This is a genomic window from Shewanella sp. SM68 (genome assembly GCF_025653925.1).
GTDB lineage: Bacteria > Pseudomonadota > Gammaproteobacteria > Enterobacterales > Shewanellaceae > Shewanella > Shewanella oncorhynchi.
On sequence record NZ_JAKKRU010000006.1, the window covers coordinates 195492 to 215158 of the forward strand.

The 19667-nt window shown below is 48.7% G+C and carries 16 protein-coding genes; all 16 read left to right on the forward strand.

Features of this window, described 5'->3' with window-relative positions:
• The first annotated feature begins 99 nt into the window (after nucleotides 1–99).
• The 16 genes from L5M40_RS12115 to L5M40_RS12190 all read left to right on the forward strand — a co-directional run bounded on the left by L5M40_RS12115 (nucleotide 100) and on the right by L5M40_RS12190 (nucleotide 19529).
• Nucleotides 100–666 carry a hypothetical protein gene (locus L5M40_RS12115; RefSeq protein ID WP_263176834.1) on the forward strand — a complete coding sequence of 189 codons (567 nt, stop codon included), beginning with the start codon at nucleotides 100–102 and terminating at the stop codon, nucleotides 664–666.
• A 146-nt stretch (nucleotides 667–812) separates the two neighbouring features.
• Nucleotides 813–2168, forward strand: a complete 1356-nt coding sequence (gorA, locus tag L5M40_RS12120) for a glutathione-disulfide reductase (protein ID WP_113940197.1) — start codon at nucleotides 813–815, stop codon at nucleotides 2166–2168.
• 181 nt (nucleotides 2169–2349) lie between these two features.
• Nucleotides 2350–2550 (forward strand): DUF1656 domain-containing protein, encoded by a 201-nt coding sequence (locus L5M40_RS12125; protein ID WP_131524438.1) that lies wholly within the window; start codon nucleotides 2350–2352, stop codon nucleotides 2548–2550.
• 6 nt (nucleotides 2551–2556) lie between these two features.
• Nucleotides 2557–3420 carry an HlyD family secretion protein gene (locus tag L5M40_RS12130; RefSeq protein WP_263176793.1) on the forward strand — a complete coding sequence of 288 codons (864 nt, stop codon included), beginning with the start codon at nucleotides 2557–2559 and terminating at the stop codon, nucleotides 3418–3420.
• Nucleotides 3421–3425: 5 nt separating this feature from the next.
• Complete coding sequence (locus L5M40_RS12135; RefSeq protein ID WP_263176794.1) at nucleotides 3426–5492, forward strand: FUSC family protein; 2067 nt, start codon at nucleotides 3426–3428, stop codon at nucleotides 5490–5492.
• Nucleotides 5493–5655: 163 nt separating this feature from the next.
• On the forward strand, nucleotides 5656–5832 hold the full coding sequence (locus tag L5M40_RS12140) for a hypothetical protein (RefSeq protein WP_168826181.1): 177 nt from the start codon (nucleotides 5656–5658) through the stop codon (nucleotides 5830–5832).
• A gap of 3 nt (nucleotides 5833–5835) precedes the next feature.
• On the forward strand, nucleotides 5836–7332 hold the full coding sequence (gene putP / locus L5M40_RS12145) for a sodium/proline symporter PutP (protein WP_168826179.1): 1497 nt from the start codon (nucleotides 5836–5838) through the stop codon (nucleotides 7330–7332).
• Between the two features lie 11 nt (nucleotides 7333–7343).
• Nucleotides 7344–8444 carry a glutamate 5-kinase gene (gene proB, locus L5M40_RS12150; RefSeq protein ID WP_105250714.1) on the forward strand — a complete coding sequence of 367 codons (1101 nt, stop codon included), beginning with the start codon at nucleotides 7344–7346 and terminating at the stop codon, nucleotides 8442–8444.
• A 48-nt stretch (nucleotides 8445–8492) separates the two neighbouring features.
• Nucleotides 8493–9740 carry a glutamate-5-semialdehyde dehydrogenase gene (locus tag L5M40_RS12155; RefSeq protein ID WP_263176795.1) on the forward strand — a complete coding sequence of 416 codons (1248 nt, stop codon included), beginning with the start codon at nucleotides 8493–8495 and terminating at the stop codon, nucleotides 9738–9740.
• A gap of 402 nt (nucleotides 9741–10142) precedes the next feature.
• The gene (locus tag L5M40_RS12160; RefSeq protein ID WP_263176796.1) at nucleotides 10143–12329 is read left to right on the forward strand and encodes a TonB-dependent siderophore receptor; all 2187 of its coding nucleotides are present in this window, start codon (nucleotides 10143–10145) and stop codon (nucleotides 12327–12329) included.
• A 39-nt stretch (nucleotides 12330–12368) separates the two neighbouring features.
• A complete protein-coding gene (locus tag L5M40_RS12165; protein ID WP_105250717.1) occupies nucleotides 12369–13010 on the forward strand; it encodes a nickel transporter in 642 nt (213 codons plus the stop codon).
• A gap of 27 nt (nucleotides 13011–13037) precedes the next feature.
• The gene (locus L5M40_RS12170) at nucleotides 13038–14087 is read left to right on the forward strand and encodes an efflux RND transporter periplasmic adaptor subunit (protein ID WP_263176798.1); all 1050 of its coding nucleotides are present in this window, start codon (nucleotides 13038–13040) and stop codon (nucleotides 14085–14087) included.
• A 4-nt stretch (nucleotides 14088–14091) separates the two neighbouring features.
• Complete coding sequence (locus L5M40_RS12175; protein ID WP_263176799.1) at nucleotides 14092–17259, forward strand: efflux RND transporter permease subunit; 3168 nt, start codon at nucleotides 14092–14094, stop codon at nucleotides 17257–17259.
• Nucleotides 17252–17620 carry a hypothetical protein gene (locus L5M40_RS12180; protein ID WP_173248398.1) on the forward strand — a complete coding sequence of 123 codons (369 nt, stop codon included), beginning with the start codon at nucleotides 17252–17254 and terminating at the stop codon, nucleotides 17618–17620. The genes L5M40_RS12175 and L5M40_RS12180 overlap by 8 nt, the downstream gene beginning before the upstream one ends.
• Entirely contained in the window at nucleotides 17617–19206 is a 1590-nt protein-coding gene (locus L5M40_RS12185; RefSeq protein ID WP_263162581.1) for a PepSY-associated TM helix domain-containing protein, read from the forward strand. The genes L5M40_RS12180 and L5M40_RS12185 overlap by 4 nt, the downstream gene beginning before the upstream one ends.
• Entirely contained in the window at nucleotides 19203–19529 is a 327-nt protein-coding gene (locus tag L5M40_RS12190; protein ID WP_263176800.1) for a DUF3325 domain-containing protein, read from the forward strand. The genes L5M40_RS12185 and L5M40_RS12190 overlap by 4 nt, the downstream gene beginning before the upstream one ends.
• Nucleotides 19530–19667: the final 138 nt, after the last annotated feature.

A 19667-nucleotide genomic window follows, 5' to 3' on the forward strand; every position in this document is an offset into this window, starting at 1 on the left:
TTATCCCGTGACATTTGGCAAAAACAAAGCTCACTAACTAAACTCAAAATGTCGACGGAGCGACTCACTATTCACATCGATTTTGCCGAGGAACAGGGAATGTTAACGCATCATTTCTATCTTATCCGAACCGCTGTCATTACCTTGCCCCTGCTTTTTATCCAAGCTACAAGCTCGACAAATGCGCAGCAGGTACCAGAGCCTGAACCGAGTCTAGACTCCTTAGCGCAACCGACACAAACCGCACCTTTGCCCCTAGGCACTTTGCTCGACAATGAGGGCAAGCCGATTAATGTGCCTAACCAAGTGCAAAGTGCGTTCGAGTATTCGCCCCCCACTGTCACACCCGCAGAGCCATCCAAAACCACTAAATCAACTAAAGCCACTCAATCGAACAAAGCCGCTAAGAGTAAAAAGCTCAGTCGCAAGCAACAGCTCGCCAGTCGTGCACATGTCGCCAATGATCCTAACTGCCGTTGGCTCGATAAACGTATGGATCAGCTAGAGTCCCTACTCGGCGACAAGCAAGATAACGCTGCTAAACATCAAGCCGACGAACTCAGCGCCCGCCAAAAGGAGTGGCAATGTTTGAAATGTGGTGCAGAAGGCCCAGCTCAAAACGATCACTCTAAGTGCCAATATCGCCGCGAAACAGCCACGCGATAACAACTGAATGCAACTTTAGGATTATTTTTATTAAAAGCAATGCCTTATACGTTAGTGATGCAATAGGCTGGTCTGTTACCGCAAAGCCCCCTACAATGACCTTCTGCTGTAAAGCATCTCATCCTTGAAGTAAGACGGAGAAACTCATGGCTCAACATTTTGACTATATCTGCCTAGGCGCAGGCAGCGGCGGTATCGCCTCAGCAAACCGAGCGGCAATGCGTGGTGCTAAGGTTCTACTCATCGAAGCCAAACACGTGGGTGGCACCTGTGTAAACGTAGGTTGTGTGCCCAAAAAAGTCATGTGGTATGGCGCCCATGTTGCCGAAGCGATGAACCTTTACGCCAAAGATTATGGTTTCGACGTCACTGTTAATAAATTCGATTGGAACACTTTGGTCGAAAACCGCGAAGCCTACATTGGTCGCATTCACGATGCCTATGGCCGTGGTTTTGCCAACAACAAAGTGACGCTGTTAAATGGCTACGGCCGTTTTGTGGATGGCAACACCATCGAAGTGGACGGCGAACATTACACCGCTGATCATATTCTTATCGCCACTGGCGGCGCACCGACGATTCCGAATATTCCTGGCGCGCAATACGGTATCGATTCCGATGGTTTCTTCGCCCTACGCGAGCAACCTAAGCGCGTTGCCGTTGTTGGCGCGGGTTATATCGCTGTTGAAGTCGCTGGCGTGTTACACGCTCTGGGCAGTGAAACTCACTTATTAGTGCGTAAACATGCGCCGCTGCGTAACTTTGACCCTATATTAGTCGATGCTCTCGTCGATGCGATGGCAACCGAAGGCCCAACATTGCACACCCATAGCGTGCCAAAAGCAGTGGTTAAAAATGCCGATGACAGCCTGACATTAAACTTAGAAAACGGTGAAAGCATTACAGTCGATTGCCTAATTTGGGCAATTGGCCGCTCACCTGCAACAGGCAATATCGGCCTAGAAAATACCGAAGTGCAATTAGATAGCAAAGGCTATGTCATCACTGATGAGCAGCAAAATACAACTCACAAAGGGATTTACTGTGTCGGCGACATTATGGCGGGCGGCGTAGAGCTCACCCCTGTTGCGGTTAAAGCGGGCCGTTTGTTATCTGAGCGTTTATTTAACGGCATGACAGATGCCAAAATGGATTACAACCTGATCCCAACAGTTGTATTCAGCCATCCACCTATCGGCACTATGGGCTTGACCGAACCAGAAGCGCGCACTCAATACGGCGACGATAACGTCAAAGTGTATACGTCGACGTTTACCTCAATGTACACAGCCGTCACGGCCCATCGCCAAGCCTGTAAGATGAAGTTAGTCTGCGCTGGCAAGGACGAAAAAGTCGTCGGTATTCATGGTATTGGTTTTGGTATGGACGAAATCCTTCAAGGTTTCGGCGTCGCCATGAAAATGGGTGCAACTAAGGCCGATTTCGATGCGGTCGTTGCTATCCACCCAACGGGCGCCGAAGAGTTTGTTACCATGAGGTAGAAGCGATTTTCGCTTTGATTTCATCATATTTAGGGCCAGCTTATGCTGGCCCTAATTGATCACAGATAGTATAAAACCATTAACTCTCACGCGACTTTCCTATAATCTCGACTGAGTACTTTGCATTTTAAACACCTAGCGCGGTTATCGCTGCGCCACTGTTATCGGGATGAATAGCGTAATGCTTAAAGAACTCGCGTTCGATGGTTTGTTATTTAGTCCATTAATTATCTTTATCCCCTTAGCTTTTCTGCTTTCCTGCATCACTCGCGGGGTACTCTATCAAACTGGGCTCTATCACAAGCTGTGGCGCGCAGCTTGGTTCGAAGTTGGGCTGTTTATCTGCTATCTGGCGTTGGTCATTTACTTGCTTGGGAGTTGATTGTTCATGGGAAAAATCTTTCGTATCAGCCTCACCCTTATTGTGGTCACGATTGCAGGTATCGCCGGACATTGGATATGGTCGCACTACCTTTATTCTCCTTGGACCCGCGACGGCCGAGTTCGCGCCGAAATCATTACCATAGCGCCAGATGTGTCCGGTTGGGTGAACCAACTGAATGTAAAAGACAATCAAGTCGTTAATAAAGGTGATGTATTGTTCACAGTGGACGATACCCGCTACAAAGCCACCATTGCCGAATTGAATGCCAAAGCGGAAAGCCAAAAATTAGCATGGGAACTGGCAAAACATAAATACAAACGCCGTATTGGTTTGACCAACGCCAACTTAGTCAGCAAAGAAACCTTCGACGAAGCCTTTATCAATACCGAACTGGCAAGAACCAGTTATGAACTCGCACAGGCACAATTAAATACCGCCAAAATTGACTTAGCGCGAACGCAAATTCATGCCCCCGAAAATGGCACCCTGATCAATTTAAGCCTGCGTAATGGCAACTATGTCAGCAAAGGCAACTCAGTATTTTCGCTGGTCAAACAAGACTCTCTCTATATCACAGGGTATTTTGAAGAAACCAAAATCCCCTTGGTTCACATAGGTCAAAACGCCGATGTCAGCCTGATGAGTGGCGGCCATGTCTTGCACGGTAAAGTGGTCAGCATAGGTAAGGCGATTGCAAATACCAATGTCACCGCTAATGGGCAGTTATTGCCGCAAATCGGCCAAACCTTTAATTGGGTGAGATTGTCGCAGCGTATTCCGGTCGATATCCAGCTAGACAGCATTCCTAAGGACATAGAGCTGAGCGTCGGCATGACAGTTTCCATCCAGCTACAGACTGACAAATAGTCATTATGACACTGTTACTTAAGAGTTTATTTTTTCCTGACCGACGAACCCTCATCTTCGCGATTAAAGGCGTGATTTCGATGGCGCTCGCCTTATATGTGGCCATGTTCTTAAATTTAGAACGGCCATATTGGGCGCTGGTGTCAGCGGTATTTTTGCAAATTCGCCCCGAAAGTGGACTCGTGATCGAAAAGGGCTTATGCCAAATTGGCGGCACCTTAGTCGGTGCGCTCGCGGGGATTGCCATACTCAACGGGTTTACGCCCTATCCCGAACTCGCCTTAGGATTACTCGCCTGCTGGATAGGGTTAAATTCTGGGTTGTCGGCCATGGTGCGCCAGCAAAACTTTGTCTATGCCTTTGCTATGGCGGGCATGACAGCCTGCTTGATAGTGCTTATTGTGATGGCGAGCCCAGGCACAGCCGATAGTGCAAAAATATTCGATGTGGCGCAGGCGAGGATCAGCGAAATTATCGTCGGCGCAATTTGTGCCGTCTTGGTCAGTTCGCTACTTTGGCCGACTAAGGTAAAACATGGTCTGCAACTGCATGCTAAAAACACAATTAATCAAACACTTAACTATCTTATATTAGAACTCGATTTACAGGGCGTACATGCGAGCCGCCATGAACATATCGACACTATTATGGAATCAGTATCGGCGCTGAGTGACGACTCCAGCGCGGTGATTTATGAAGGTCCTGAAGGACGCGGACAAAGCCATGCGGCGAACTTTCTCTGCAATAAAACCCTTTCGCTGTTGGCGGCAATCCAAATATTTGGCCGACTACAACGTAATCATTCCCATCTGGTCAGCGAACCGCTCGCGAAAACCTTAGCCAATATGCGCAGCAGTTTTACCCTGATGGCGCAATCCACTGATGACCAAGAATGCTACAAAATGGCGCGTACCCTAAGGTATCAACTCCAGCAAAACCTGATGCAATACCGCGACCGAACCCCATTAGAGACTCGCTTACTCAAAGTTGCGATGGAGTTAAGCGCCGATCTGATCATGGTGCTCAAGAGTTATAACGTGCTGACAAGCAATTCTGCGGTACAACTCAACGCGCCACCAATGGAATTTCACCGAGATCCACTGATAGGGTTTACGACCGGTCTACGTAGCATGGCGGTATTTGTCATTGGTGCTTCGCTGTGGATCGGCACAGGGTCGAGTGCGGTACTCATGATGATCCTGATGCCTGTGGTCTTTTCCATCATGATGGCGCGCCAGCCACTGCCAATGCTAACCACGATTTTGCGCCGTATTCTTGTCGGTATCACTATCGCTGTACCCCTCACAGTGTTTTACGCTTTACCTTTGCTGGCAGAGAGTAGCGGCGATTTCGAAATCCTCATTTTAGTGCTCGCAGGCCCCTTTTTTATTGGGCTACTCGCCTTAGCGAATCGACCGACCTTGCCCTATGGGCTCGGGATTTGCGTGCCGTTTGCGGTATTAGTACAGCCCAGTAATACCATTTCATTTGCGATAGAAAACACTGTCAGCAATGCCTTAGCGATTTTTGTTGGCGTCACTGTTCTGTATTGGTTGTTTAAATTGATTACCGAACCGAGCCAGCGGCTGATGCAATATCGTCTGCTGCAATCTATCCAAAAAGATCTAGTGCATATCGCGCAGCATAACGATCCTGAGCCTTGGTTTAACGCCCGCATGGGCGATCGACTGCTGCGGATAGCCAGTTACGAAAAAGGCTCGGGCAAGAGTTCGAGGGTATTTACCGATCTGGTGTTCACTGCACTGAATCTAGGCCATGTGTCGATTCGAATGCGACGCATATTGCAGGGGATTTCAGATACGCACTCAGACTTAGAAAATGCACTCAACCTCTGGCAACACAATTTAGGTCAGGCATTTATCGCCTGCGCCCACGGCCAAGTCGCAGAAGAGTTTAACACCAGCAGCGAAGCCTTATTACAAGCGCTGGCGCAATGCCCGTTACCCCACGAACAATTAACTCTGATTACTGGGATGTTTGAACGCATCACCTTAACCTTCGAACGTACCGCCCACAGTATCGCCGAGCAGAAAAACACCGCTGAAAAATAATCAGATCTCAAACTATTTACCGCCGAAAAAGCCACTCTCGTACCGCCGCCAAAACCATTTAAATCCAATAGAAGCTTGATATTTGGCCGATAAAATGCCTTAATATAATTAGATCACTAACTATATTGGTGATATAAATTCAATTATCAACCAAGGAGCAATTATGTCTACGGAGAACCCACCAGAGGAAAATCTTATCTCGCAAGTAGCAAGCTTTACCCGATTACACGCCAAGGAAACCATGCAGTTTATGTGTTTATGCGCAATATTAAGCACCTATCTCTTTGTCATTTTGAAACCGAGTATTATTCAAAATAACAAAGCGTTAGGAGACAAATAACCCATGAATTACCTGGCTTACGTTTCCTTAGCGATTTACTTTATCGCCATGCTTGCTATTGGCTTATTCGCCTATAAAAAATCCACCAGCGATGTGTCCGGCTATATTTTGGGCGGCCGCAAGGTGAGCCCACAGGTCACCGCACTCTCAGCGGGTGCATCTGACATGAGTGGCTGGATGCTAATGGGTCTTCCCGGCGCAATGTTTTTGGTTGGTTTCGAAACCATTTACATCGCACTTGGACTATTAATTGGTGCTCTAATTAATTACTTGGTCGTTGCACCCAAATTAAGGGTCTATACCGAAGTCGCGGATAACGCCCTTACTATCCCGGAGTTTTTTGCTAAACGCTTCGGCAATGCCAACAGTAGTATCCGAATTATCTCGGCCGTGATCATTGTGATCTTCTTTACCTTGTATACCTCTGCGGGTTTAGTGGCTGGCGGTAAGTTATTTGAGTCAGCATTTGGCCTGAACTACGACATAGGTTTAGTCGTCACCCTCGGCGTAGTGGTTTCTTATACCTTGTTGGGCGGATTCTTAGCAGTGAGCCTCACTGACTTTGTCCAAGGCTGTATCATGTTTGTCGCTTTAATCTTAGTGCCTGTGGTGGCATATCAAGAGTTTACCAGCGCTGACACTATGCTGAACTTTGCGTATCAATCGATTCCACACTTCACCGATGCCATGCAAAACGTCACTATGTTAGGGCTTATCTCAAGCTTATCTTGGGGACTCGGTTACTTTGGCCAACCGCATATTATTGTGCGCTTTATGGCAATTCGTTCAGTCGCTGACATTAAAACCGCCAGACACATAGGTATGGGCTGGATGACAGTGACCATTGTGGGTGCACTGGCAACAGGTCTTGTCGGTATCGCTTACGCCAATAAATTTGGCATGAAGCTGACCGATCCTGAAACCATCTTTATCGTGTTTTCTGAGTTGTTGTTCCATCCGATCATTAGTGGCTTCTTATTAGCCGCAATTCTGGCCGCGATCATGAGCACCATTTCATCGCAACTATTAGTGTCATCAAGCTCGCTAACGGAAGATATTTATCGCGTGATCTCGAAGAAAGAATCTAGCGAAAAAGACATGGTGAAAATGGGACGTTTTGGCGTAGCTGGCGTGGCAATTGTCGCAAGTCTACTGGCGCTTGACCGCTCTAGCAGTGTGCTGTCATTGGTGAGTAATGCATGGGCAGGATTCGGTGCCGCCTTCGGTCCGTTAGTCTTGTTTAGCTTGTATAAAGCTAACCTAACCCACAAAGCCGCGATTGCCGGCATAGTGTCAGGTGCAGCCACAGTCCTGTTTTGGATTTATGCACCAGTACTTGCTGACGGTAAAGCTTTAACCACAGTGGTGTATGAGATGATCCCCGGCTTTGCCGTGAGCAGTGTGGTGATTTGGATAGTCTCGTTACTCGATACTGATCCCTGTGCCAAAACCACTAAATTATTCCATAAGGCTGGCCGTGTTTTAGCCGAAGACAGATGAGGCGCGCAGGTATGACTGACTTACCCTGGAAACGCATTGTCGTTAAGGTAGGTAGTGCCCTGATTGCTCCACACAAACAAGGTTGCAGCAGCCACTACTTACTCGGCATTGCCCAATTTATTACTTATTGTCGTGCCCAAGGGATCCAAGTTGTCTTGGTCTCTTCGGGCTCAGTCGCTGCAGGATGGCATCACTTTGGCGAGGTTGATAAACCGAGCGTCACAGTGAAGAAAGCCATGGCTGCAGCGGGTCAGGCCGATATGATGGCCACATGGAACAAGTTATTCGATTTCCCAACCGCACAGCTACTGTTAACCCACGGTGATTTACGCAATCGAGATCGTTACATCAGTATTAAAGACACGATTTTCAGCCTACTCGAACATGGGCTATTGCCTATCATCAACGAGAACGATGCCGTGACCGCCGACAAGCTCAAAGTTGGCGATAACGATAATCTCTCGGCCATGGTCGCCGCGGCGGCCGATGCCGATACGCTGATTATCTGTTCTGATGTGAATGGGCTTTACACGCAAAACCCCCATGAATATCCCGATGCACAGCTTATCAAGCAGGTGACCGAGATTAATGCCGAGATCTACGCCATGGCAGGCGGCGCCAGCAGTGCCGTCGGTACGGGGGGAATGCGGACTAAGATACAAGCCGCCAAGAAGGCGATTTCCCACGGGATCGAAACCTTTATTATTAATGGTTTTGATGCCGACTCATTCAACCAATTGTTGAAGGGCCAAAACCCAGGAACCTTATTTACCCCCGATGAGAAGCCAATGCAGGATCACTTGCACTGGATGACACATACCTCGCAGGCTCAAGGCGAAGTCATTGTTGAAAATGACTTTAATATCGCCCTTGATATCCATAGCGAGCAATTGACCAGTGACGATGTCGTTGCCATCAATGGGGACTTTTCTGTCGGTGACACCATTTTAGTACGCAAAGACGATGGCACTAAATTGGCCAAGGCCAAATCCAATTACAGCAGCTGTTTACTTAGCTTTATTACGGACCAAGACGATCGCGAGTTTGCTAGTGAATTTCAGCAAAAGACTGGGCCGATTATTTCCGAGAAAAACATCGCTATTCTCGAATAAGCATCAGCCGAATAAAACTAAGCGAGTAAACATCTAAGCGGAGTAAATATGACTTTAATCAAAAACTTATCTCAAGAAGCTGCCAAGGCGGCTCTGATCCTCGCCCAAGTTGACGAACAGCTTAAAAATACTGTACTCCTCGATATGGCACGCTCATTACGCGAAAAGTCCTATGAAATCCAAAGCGCAAATTTAATCGACTTACACAGAGCGACCGCCGATAACGTCGGCCCTGCCATGCTCGACCGATTAACGCTAACGCCAGAGCGTATAGAAGCTATGGCGGTAGGCATTGAAACCATCGCCGCCTTACCCGATCCCATTGGCAACGAACGCTATATTGGTCAACGACCTAATGGTTTATCCATCAGTAAGATGCGCGTTCCCTTAGGCGTGGTTTGTATGATTTATGAAGCGCGTCCCAATGTCACCGCCGATGCGGGTGCCCTGTGCTTTAAATCCGGCAATGCCGTGATCCTGCGCGGTGGTAAGGAGGCGCTGCACAGCAGTAAAATTATCGCCACTATTTTGCAAAGCGTATTGAAACAATACGGCTTGCCCGAGGCGTTAATCACAGTGGTGCCCGACCCAGATCGCGGCCTCATGCTAGAACTGCTGCAGCAACGAGATTATATCGATGTGATCATTCCCCGCGGCGGTGAAGGCTTGATTAACTTTGTGACTGACAACAGTAAAATCCCAGTGATCCAGCATTTTAAAGGCGTGTGTCATTTATACGTCGATAAAGATGCCGATCTGGATATTGCTATGGACTTACTGCTCAACGGTAAAACCCAGCGCACTGGCGTATGTAATGCCCTCGAAGCCCTATTAGTACACCAAGAAATTGCCTCGCAATTTTTGCCTAAAGTAGCCAAAGCGCTGGCCGAGCATAAGGTTAAAATCAACGCTTGTACTCAAGCCGGTGGTTATTTTGAAAACTGTACTTACATGGAAGAAGACGATTTCGGCCAAGAGTATTTAGATCTCGAAATTGCCATTCGCCAAGTCGATCACTTTGACCATGCTATCCAACATATTGCCCGTTTTGGTAGCCAGCACACCGAAGTGATTTGCACCGAAAACGAAGTCACAGCCGCACACTTCCAACGTGCGGTCGATGCTTCTGTGGTAATGGTCAATGCCTCTTCGCGCTTCTCCGACGGCAGCGAACTCGGCCTTGGAGCAGAAATCGGCATCGCGACCTCTAAGCTACATGCCTATGGCCCAATGGGACTCGAATCCTTGACCGCTGAGAAGTATTTAGTCTCAGGCACAGGCCAAGTACGGGCATAAACCTAAGGTGTAAATCACACTTTTAGGCTTAACAAGTCCGCTGGATTTCGATTCAATTGTAAAGATTAAAGGCCACAGTCAGTAACGTCTGTGGCCTTTTTGTTGGCTAAATTGACCCTATCCACAACAGCCTGAGTTCCCAGTCAATGCCCTGAAACCGAGTTATAGTAAGGCATGCGCTAAAAGTGCAGATCCTACTGCGACGGCTTGTCACAGCTCGCTGACAAGCTATTCGCCAATAAGTTACAACCCAGCTTAAACAATTTACACATTGAGCATATTGCATTTATTTTCAACAAACCTATCATGCGATCGATTCTCATTTGCACCTAAACACTTTATTTGCACTCAGGATCACCAATCATTATTTAATCTGAAATCGCCTGAAAGGATTGAAATACCATGCCTCCCCTATCTGTTTTAACGTCTTGGCGCTCGCCATTGATCCCTGTACTTCTCAGCACACTTACTCTGACGGTTCAAGCCAATACTGACCCTAAGCAAGATGAGAAAAAAGATACAGAACAGATAGAAAGATTGAACGTGGTAGGAACATATACCCGCGCGGCAATGAATAGCGCCACGGGTTTGTCTATGTCACTCAAAGAAACCCCACAAAGCGTCACTTTGATTACCGAAGAAATGATTAGCGACAAAGGTTTGGTCACTATGGAGTCAGTGTTAAATCACACTCCTGGCGTCACTATGGTGGGCGATGCCTCTGAAAATAGTCAGATATTCGTGCGCGGTTATGCACTCGACAGCGGTGTTCAAATTGACGGCTTAATCACAACCTCTTCATCCCATGTTTACAGCGGCTCAATTGATCAAGGTTTAGACCCTGTGATTGCCGAACGGGTTGAAGTATTAAAAGGTGCGGCAGGGATTTTAAGCGGTTTAGGTGAACCTTCTGCCACGGTTAATTTTATTCGTAAACGTCCAACGGATGACACCCGTGCCACGGCAAGTGCAAGTTATGGCTCATGGAATACCTATAGACTTGAGGCCGATGTTTCTGGCTGGCTCACGGATTCGGGCAATGTGAAAGGTCGATTCGTGAGTGCGGTGAAGAAAGGCGATTCTTTTATCGATCGCTATCAACGCGATACCACAGTGCTCTATGGCGTGGTTGAAACGAGTCTCGGCACAGATACTAGCTTGTCGCTATTTGCGGACTATCAAAAATCACAAACCGACGGTGTGTATAACTGGAACTCTAATCCCGCATTTTATACCGATGGCACAGCTGTCGATTTTGGCCGCAACTACTCTAGCTCACAGGACTGGACCCATTGGGACGTGACACAAAAGAGTCTCATGGCCGAATTTAAACATAGATTCGATAACGACTGGTCACTCGTCAGTGCCTATCGTATCGCCAACGCCACCATAGATGCATTGGCCTTTTACCCTGGCGATTATATCGTCAAATCAACCGGCGAATTTGTTGGCCCTTGGGGCGATACCTATGCCGCCCAACATGATCGCGAATCCGATACCAACAGTTTCAACCTGTACGCCACGGGTAACTTCGACTTACTCGGCCGTGAACATAGTGCGGTGATCGGTTTTAACTATGGTGACAACGAGTTCGATAACATCAACACAAACTCCGCACGCCAACGTCGCTATAACGTCGCGGATCAGGGCAATTACCCCAAGCCTAATATTCCTAATTCACCCACCAATGGCCAAACCAATGAGCAAAGCCAATCGGGTGTTTACGGCACTGTCCGTGTCAATCTGTTGGATTCACTGAAATTAATGGTCGGTGGACGCGTAAGTAACTGGTCCTATGAAAAGCATGATCTCGTGGGTAACAGCACAGATGCGACCATGGAAAAAACCGGTATTTTCATCCCCTACTACGGCCTAGTCTACGATGTGACCGAGCAGATCGCTGTCTACGCTAGCCGTACTGAAATCTTCAAACCTGGCACCTATTTTGGTGAAGATGGCCAACTGCTCGAACCTGCAGAAGGCACAAACGTCGAAGGCGGCGTCAAGGTCGCGCTGTTCGATGACACGCTAAACATGTCAGCCGCCATCTACGAAACCAATAAAGACAACGAACCCGAATATGCAGGGAAAGGTCAGCTACCTTCCGGTGACTCTATCTACGAAAGTGTGGATGGGATTACCACCAAAGGCTATGAGTTAGAAATAGCCGGACGTCTTACCGACTTATGGGATATCAGCGGTGGTTATACCCACAACAATGCAGAAGATAAAGATGGCCTACGTCGTCAAACTTATCTGCCCGAAGATATCTTCAAACTCACCACTAAATATAACTTTGAAGATATTCTGCCGGGCATTACTGCAGGTGCGAGCTGGCGCTGGCAGAGCAGCACCTTCTATCAAGGCACTATTTGGGGTGTCGATGGCGCGCCGAATGTGGCTTACCGCCAAACACAATCCGCCTACTCACTCGTTGACTTAATGTTTGGCTACCAAATCACACCATCTATTTCTATGCAATTGAACATTAACAATATTTTCGACAAGAACTACAACCGTTCACTCTGGGGTTACGCCGACTTTGGCGAGCCACGTAATGCCACACTGTCACTACGTTGGACGCTCTAAAACATAGCCCTAACCAGAAATAACATTAAGGATGATCAAATGAAACAAGCACTTGTAATACTCACTTTACTCGGCGGTATCGCTTTTTCGGCTCAAGCACATGAAGTATGGCTTGAGCGTAATAACGATGGTTCGGTTAAAGTGCAATTTGGCGAACCGGGTTCAGAGCAGGCTTCGGCAGAAGAGTTAGCATCGTTAAGCGCGGCGCGTATTTTCGCCGCCAATGCCAAGACACCGTTAACCGCCACAGCACAGGCCGATCATCTACTGGTCAAAACCCAAGATAGCAAGAGTGACATCAGTTTCTATGCCGATACCGCGTGGCAACCATGGAAAACCGAGACCGGATTGCAGGCCGCAATACTCTATGCCCGCACGGGACAAGAACACACAAAAGCGCTGCAAGATTTTGAATTTACGCCAGTAAAGTCAGGCGTTCCCGAGTTTGTGCTTAGCTATAAAGGCGCGCCACTGGTGAATCATCCAGTGCAAGTGTATCGCCCCGGTTTTTGGAGCAAGTCTTTCACCACCGATGCCCAAGGTAAATTCGCCCTCGATACCCCAGATGCGGGCCGCTACTTACTCGTCAGTAATCACACCACAGAAGGTAAACAAACACTCGCAGGCAACGAGGTTGATAGCGTTTTACACATCACCACCACGAGTTTTATCACTCAGTAATAATCTTAATAGTGAGATGGAGTTAACGTGCGTTATTTAATGATAGGTTTATACATGCTGTGTTCTGCAGTCCACGCAAGCACAGCACCTGTAACAGTCGCCTTGCCCCAAACAGGCAGTACCAATGAACTTTTGCCACTCAGTGGCTCCATTAAATCCGCACGGGTAGCCCGCTTATCTGCACGTACCGATGGCCTAGTCGCCAAAGTGCTGGTCGATGCGGGCTCGCAAGTCCGCGCTGGCCAGCCTCTACTCGCACTCGATGACACCTTAGCCATACACCAATTAGCACAGCGTCAGGCCGATGTAATGGCCGCTAAGACCATGCTGGCAGAAAAACAGCGACTCCTCACCGAAGCGCAAACACTCAGTTCTCAGCAATTATTCCCCGAAACTGAGCGCGCGATTCGCCAAGCGGCGTTAACCGAAGCCGAAGCTAATCTGCAGAGTTTAACGGCGGCATTAGCACACCAAAAAGAGGTGGTCGCCCGCCACCAACTGATCGCGCCGTTTGCGGGAGTGATTTCAAGCAAACAAACTGAAACTGGTGAATGGGTCAATGTCGGCACTGAAATCTTCACCTTAGTATCCCAAGAACAGCTCTGGCTCGATATTCAAGTCCCACAGGAAATGTTCCAAAACATAGCCACTGCAACTCAAGTCGATATTGCCGCAGATATGCTGCCTGAACAGCAGTTTATCGGCCATGTGAATGCACTCGTCCCCGTGAGCGACCACAATGCTCGCAGCTTCTTGGTGCGCTTAACCATTCCTGATGCGAGTGGACTTTTGATGCCCGGCACATCGGCCACTGCGACCTTCCACTTACAGCGGGCGCAACACAGTGTTGTCGTGCCGCAAGATGCGCTAGTCCGTCACCCGGACGGCCAGTTCAGTGTCTTTACCGTGCAAAACAACATAGCCCAAAGGCATACCGTTCAAGTGGGCCATACGAGCGCCATCGGGATTGAAATCCTTAGCCCATTACCCAAAGACGCGCCCGTGGTGATCCGCGGTAACGAGAGCCTACAAGACCAACAGTCAGTCTCTGTACTCAACTCTGCTGTAGGAGGTTAGTTGGATGCTGAAGTTTGGAATTAAACATGGCACCTTACTGTCTGTCATCGTCTTGATATTTTGCGTATTGGGCACGGCTGCCGCACTGCGTATCCCAATCCAAATGATCCCCGACTTAGATGTGCGCACCATCAGCGTGGCCACAGGTTGGCCGGGGGCTACGCCGCAAGACGTCGAGAAAGAAATTCTGCTTGAGCAGGAACGCTACCTGCGCACTCTGCCCAACTTACAACGCATGACATCTTGGGCTGATACGGGTTCGGCATGGATAGAACTCGAATTCCCCCAGAGCACTGAGATCAGCGACGCGCTTATTCGTGTTAGCAATGCGCTCAGCCAAGTATCGTCCTACCCTGAAAACGTCGATCAACCACGGCTTTACAGCAGTTCATATTCAGACAACGCTTTCATGTATTTCCGCCTCGTGCCTGTCGCGGGGAACCCGCTGAATCTAGACATAGACATGATGCGCGATTTCGCTAACGACTTTATTCGCCCACAAATGGAGCGCGTCAAAGGCGTTTCCTCTGTCACTATTCAAGGCGGCGCTGAACGGCAAATTCAAATACGGCTCGATCCCGCCAAACTCGCCCAACGCGGCATCAGCATTATGGACGTGCGCCAAGCCATTCGAGATCGCAACAAGGACACTTCTGCGGGCGATATCGACAGTGGTAAAAAACGTTATTTACTGCGGGTAATTGGCCGTTTTGAGGATTTAAATCAACTTAAGCAACTGATTTTAAAACGCCAAGGTAATACGAATATTCTGCTGCAAGACGTTGCCGAGATAAAACTCGACCACGCCGAGATCCGAGAACTGTCCTTTGCCGAACAAGAACGCACCCTCAGCTTAGCGGTCAAACGGGATGTCGGTTCTAACGTTATCGCCATCAAAGATGCCATGATGCCCGTGATAGCGCAGATCAATCAAAATCAACTCGCCCAGCACGCCATGCAGTTAGAGTTATTCAGTGATGATGTGCGCTATGTGCAAGATTCGGTTGCAAATGTGTGGGTCAATTTAGGTCTAGGTGCCTTACTGGCAACCTTGGTCATGTACCTCTTCTTGCGCTCGAATCGAGCCACCCTGATTGGTGTTATCGGTATTCCGCTGTGTACCTTAGCCGCCTTCGTCGGGCTGCTGGTGTTTAATCGCACTATTAATGTCATTTCACTGGCGGGTGTTGCCTTTGCCATCGGCATGACGGTCGATAACAGCATTGTGGTGCTCGAAAGCATTGAACAAGCGCGCAGACGCGGATTAGAGCGTCTCGAAGCAGCCATAAGTGGTATCTACGATGTCTGGCCCGCAGTATTAGCCTCGACGCTCACCACAGTACTAGTGTTTGTACCCATTCTATTTATCAAACAAGAAGCGGGACAACTGTACTCGGATATCGCGATTGCCATCGCTTCATCCATTATCGCTTCTATGCTGGTCGCGGTGTTCATCGTACCCGCCGCTATTGCCCGTTTTGGTTTCGGTAAGATGCACTCGGCGCAGACAAACCAAAGTGAGCCCCCCAAAGCATCACGCATATTGAGCTTAGTTAGCCAACTTGTACTCTCTGCAAGACGCCGCACCTTTGTGATTGTGCTGTCACTCGTCTCGACGATTGGGCTTGCTGCTTGGCTGATGCCCCCGGCCGAATATTTACCCGAAGGTGAAGAACCAAAAGCCTTTACTTCTATGGTCGCGCCGCCGGGTTACAACCTATCGGAAATGGCTAAAATTGCAGAAGAATTAACGACTCAGCTATCCGCGAGAGTCAATGCCGAGGCGGCATCCTTTGAACGTGGTGAGCAAAAGATCCCGCCGCTAAAATACTATACCCTCAGCGTGGGTGTCGGCAGTATTTGGGTGATGAGCGAGCCCGTTCGCAGCCAAGATATGGATGCCATGATGAGTTCACTCACCGCCTTGTTTGAGCAATATCCGGGCATGCGCGCCTATTCATCGCGGGGTTCCATTATTTCCAGCAACGATGGTGGCACCCGCGCTGTCGCCTTGGATATTTCTGGCCCGAATCAAGCCAGCCTCTATCGTGCTGCCGAAGCGGCGTATCAAGCGGCGGAAAAAGTATTTGCCGAACCACAGCTGTATTCTGACCCATCGACCTTGTCGCTAGATCAACCGCTGTGGCAGATCTCCCCTCGCTGGCAACGTCTTGTAGAACAAGATTTTAGCGGCAGCGAGTTTGGCTATGCAGTTTCGGCACTGAGCGATGGCGCCTATGTCGACGAGTTTTTCCTTAATGATAACAAGGTGGATATCTTTCTATTTAGTCTGGCAGGCAATCAACAGAGTCTGTCGCAATTAGCGCTCGCTCCGATAGTCACGCCTAAGGGCAATGTACTGCCACTGCAAGCCTTGGCCGACATTAGTGAGCAAATGGATAGCGACAGTTTACGCCGCGTCGATGGCCGCAGAACCGTGACTCTTTACATTATTCCGCCGCGTTCCATTGCGTTAGAAACCGCTGTGGCTAAGGTGCGGGAAGAATTAGTCCCCATCCTCTATCAACAGGGTGCTGTCGGCAAAGATGTCAGTTTGGATATTTCGGGCGCAGCCGATCAGCTCGAAGCGACGAAAGCGGCACTCTCCAGCAATTTTCTGGTCGCCGTGTTGATCATCTACTTGTTATTAGTCGCGATTTTTAATCACTGGGGTTATCCGTTATTTGTGCTGATCACTATCCCGCTAGGACTTGCTGGCGGTTTAGTCGGCTTACAAGCGCTTAATTATACTGGCAGCTTATTTGCGTATTTTGGCGGCCAAGGTTGGCACCAACCCTTTGATATGATTACTATGCTTGGGTTTTTAATCCTACTCGGCACTGTCGTTAACAACCCGATTTTGATCGTGGAACAGAGCCGTAAAAACCTGCAATCGGGTCAGTTTGGTGTCGTTGAAGCCGTCAAATCTGCCGTCGCCAGTCGATTACGACCGATTCTAATGTCTACCGCGACGACCTTGTTTGGCTTATTGCCGCTGGTGTTATTCCCCGGTGCTGGAAGCGAACTCTACCGCGGCGTTGGCATAGTGGTATTGGCAGGTCTTATCGTGGCAACGCTACTTAGCTTAACCTTTTTACCCGCCCTGTTAATCTCTGTGCTATCCCGCACCCACAAGACAAATTCAGCAGAAGTGGCACACCATCATGACTGAAAAAACCAACATGACTCCGCCGTTAACACAAAGACTGATGCGCTGGAAAACGTCAGCCATCTGGAACGATAGCCTGCACATAGGCAATCGCTGCCTCGCAGCAACCTTTGGCGGCTATTTGTTAAGTGCAGTAGCGACTATTTTGCTCGCACAAATCCTGCCGTTATCTCAGGTTGATCGGGTGTTAACCGCCATGATGCTGTCATTTACTGTGTACACCTGCGCCGTGATTTGGGTGTTCAGCGTTAAATCAACATGGCGATACTGGCTGGATTTATTCGCGCTCAGCGGTCTGCTGTATTTAGCTTACCTCGCCGCTAAAGCGTTTGATGTTACAAGTGTTCAAGGGAGTGGATTATGAAAGACTCCTTTTTTCGTTCAATGACTTGGCTACACACTTGGGTTGGATTGCTCACCTGCTGGGTGTTGTTTCTGGTTTTTTTCGCCGGAACAGCGGCCTATTACCGTGCTGAAATCAACCTGTGGATGCAACCCGAAAACCACGGCAGCCAATATGATGCCAATGCGGATAATCAACAATTGATACTTAAGGGCCTCACGTCCTTGGCACAACAAGCGCCTGACGCTGAGTCATGGTGGATTTACTTACCCACACAACGGATGCCATTACTGACCTATGCATGGAGCGATCCCGCCGCTGAAGGCCAGCGATTTGGTGATTATCATCAAGGCTTTATTAACCCTGCGACAGGTGAAGCCTTACCTAAAGCACGGGAAAGCCGAGGGGGCGACTTTCTCTATCGACTGCATTTCGACTTGTACTACATGAGTGTGCTCACGGCGCGTTGGATTGTCGGCTTTTGCACTATGTTCATGTTGGTCGCCATCATCAGCGGGATAGTGATCCACAAACGTATTTTTAAGGATTTTTTTAGTTTTCGCCCCGGAAAAGGCCCGCGCTCTTGGTTAGATGCCCATGTCGCCAGCTCAGTTCTCGCATTGCCCTTTCATCTTATGATCACTTATACCGGCCTAGTGACCCTGATGTTTATGTATATGCCATGGGGACTTAACACGCAATATGGTGATGAAACTCAAGCCTTTTATTCGCAATGGAAACCCATTTACCAAACTCCCGCCGCCACTGGCACACCAGCCACTATGCTCGATAGTCAGAGTTTACTCAGTGCGATTCACAGTGTCGTGGGTGAGTCGCCACTTGAAGGCTTGCAGTTTGATAATCTCAACGACAGCAATGCCAGCGTAACAGTCAAAATCGCCCCTGAGCACAGCTTAAATCAGCAAGCGCCTTGGTATCACTTGTCTACTGTGACAGGTGCTGTGTTGGCGCAGTCGGCTGTGACTTCGGGAGCGAATCAAACCCAAAGTGCCATGATAGCCTTGCACAGTGGTCGCTTTGCTGGCCAAGGCCTACGTTTACTGTATTTACTGGCGGGATTAACGGGCTGCGTGATGATCGCCAGCGGCGCGATTATGTGGGCCGATAAACTGGCACAAAAGCAGCTTAAAAAAGATAAGAATCATAGCGGGCTTACGCTAGTGAACATGTTAAATCTCGCCACCTTTGCTGGCCTGCCCATTGCGCTAGCCTGTTATTTTTATGCCAATCGACTCTTACCTGTCACCTTTGCAGATAGAGAGAACTGGGAAATCCATTGTTTCTTTATCAGTTGGGCGTTAGTCGCACTGCTCGCTTGCTTCAAACGAGATAAACAAACATGGCAACGACTTTTTTTACTCACAGCCTTGCTTTATGGCCTGCTACCCCTGCTCAATGCCATGACTTCGCAGTATCAGCTGATAAGCAATCTACAGCGCCAAGCCTATGTTCTCGCAGGATTTGATCTCATGATGCTCGCACTTGCAGCGCTATTTTACATGGCAGCCAAACGCTTGCGTAGCCCTAAAAAAGTGCTGGCTACACGGGTAACCAAAGCGACGGCAGAATTAGGAGTTGAATCATGATAGCCACAGTCGAATTGTTAACCTGTTTTATCGCCATGGGGCTGTTGGCCTTATCTTATTTTAGCCACCACCGAGCCGTGCGTAACCGCCCGTTAACCGATGCACAGGCACGCGGATTTCGCACCGCTGGTACTGCAACGCTCGTCCTGTGCTATTGGCTTGCCAGTCGTCATTACGGCCCAGCGTACGCCAGCGTATTACTGCTCGGCTGGGTGTGTTTGAGTTCGATAATCCTAGTAATTTTACTCAGCTACAAGCCACGCTGGTTACAGCCCATATTGCCCACCAGCGCCGTAGTATGTTTGCTCGGTTTGCTGTATTAAGTCACCATACCAAGCGCCGAATAACGTCAATCATGATCGAGGTTGGAAAGGTAGGAGATAGGTTTAGCTTGATAAAAAATCGCTGAGTGTGATGTGAAGCGGATAGCCAAACTATAATTCGATAGAATTATAGTGAAA

Excerpts from the sequence above, each read along its gene's own strand:
- L5M40_RS12115 (WP_263176834.1), top strand. The coding sequence starts at position 100 with ATGTTAACGCATCATTTCTATCTTATCCGAACCGCTGTCATTACCTTG.
- gorA (WP_113940197.1), top strand. The coding sequence starts at position 813 with ATGGCTCAACATTTTGACTATATCTGCCTAGGCGCAGGCAGCGGCGGT.
- L5M40_RS12125 (WP_131524438.1), top strand. The coding sequence starts at position 2,350 with ATGCTTAAAGAACTCGCGTTCGATGGTTTGTTATTTAGTCCATTAATT.
- L5M40_RS12130 (WP_263176793.1), top strand. The coding sequence starts at position 2,557 with ATGGGAAAAATCTTTCGTATCAGCCTCACCCTTATTGTGGTCACGATT.
- L5M40_RS12135 (WP_263176794.1), top strand. The coding sequence starts at position 3,426 with ATGACACTGTTACTTAAGAGTTTATTTTTTCCTGACCGACGAACCCTC.
- L5M40_RS12140 (WP_168826181.1), top strand. The coding sequence starts at position 5,656 with ATGTCTACGGAGAACCCACCAGAGGAAAATCTTATCTCGCAAGTAGCA.
- putP (WP_168826179.1), top strand. The coding sequence starts at position 5,836 with ATGAATTACCTGGCTTACGTTTCCTTAGCGATTTACTTTATCGCCATG.
- proB (WP_105250714.1), top strand. The coding sequence starts at position 7,344 with ATGACTGACTTACCCTGGAAACGCATTGTCGTTAAGGTAGGTAGTGCC.
- L5M40_RS12155 (WP_263176795.1), top strand. The coding sequence starts at position 8,493 with ATGACTTTAATCAAAAACTTATCTCAAGAAGCTGCCAAGGCGGCTCTG.
- L5M40_RS12160 (WP_263176796.1), top strand. The coding sequence starts at position 10,143 with ATGCCTCCCCTATCTGTTTTAACGTCTTGGCGCTCGCCATTGATCCCT.
- L5M40_RS12165 (WP_105250717.1), top strand. The coding sequence starts at position 12,369 with ATGAAACAAGCACTTGTAATACTCACTTTACTCGGCGGTATCGCTTTT.
- L5M40_RS12175 (WP_263176799.1), top strand. The coding sequence starts at position 14,092 with ATGCTGAAGTTTGGAATTAAACATGGCACCTTACTGTCTGTCATCGTC.
- L5M40_RS12180 (WP_173248398.1), top strand. The coding sequence starts at position 17,252 with ATGACTGAAAAAACCAACATGACTCCGCCGTTAACACAAAGACTGATG.
- L5M40_RS12185 (WP_263162581.1), top strand. The coding sequence starts at position 17,617 with ATGAAAGACTCCTTTTTTCGTTCAATGACTTGGCTACACACTTGGGTT.
- L5M40_RS12190 (WP_263176800.1), top strand. The coding sequence starts at position 19,203 with ATGATAGCCACAGTCGAATTGTTAACCTGTTTTATCGCCATGGGGCTG.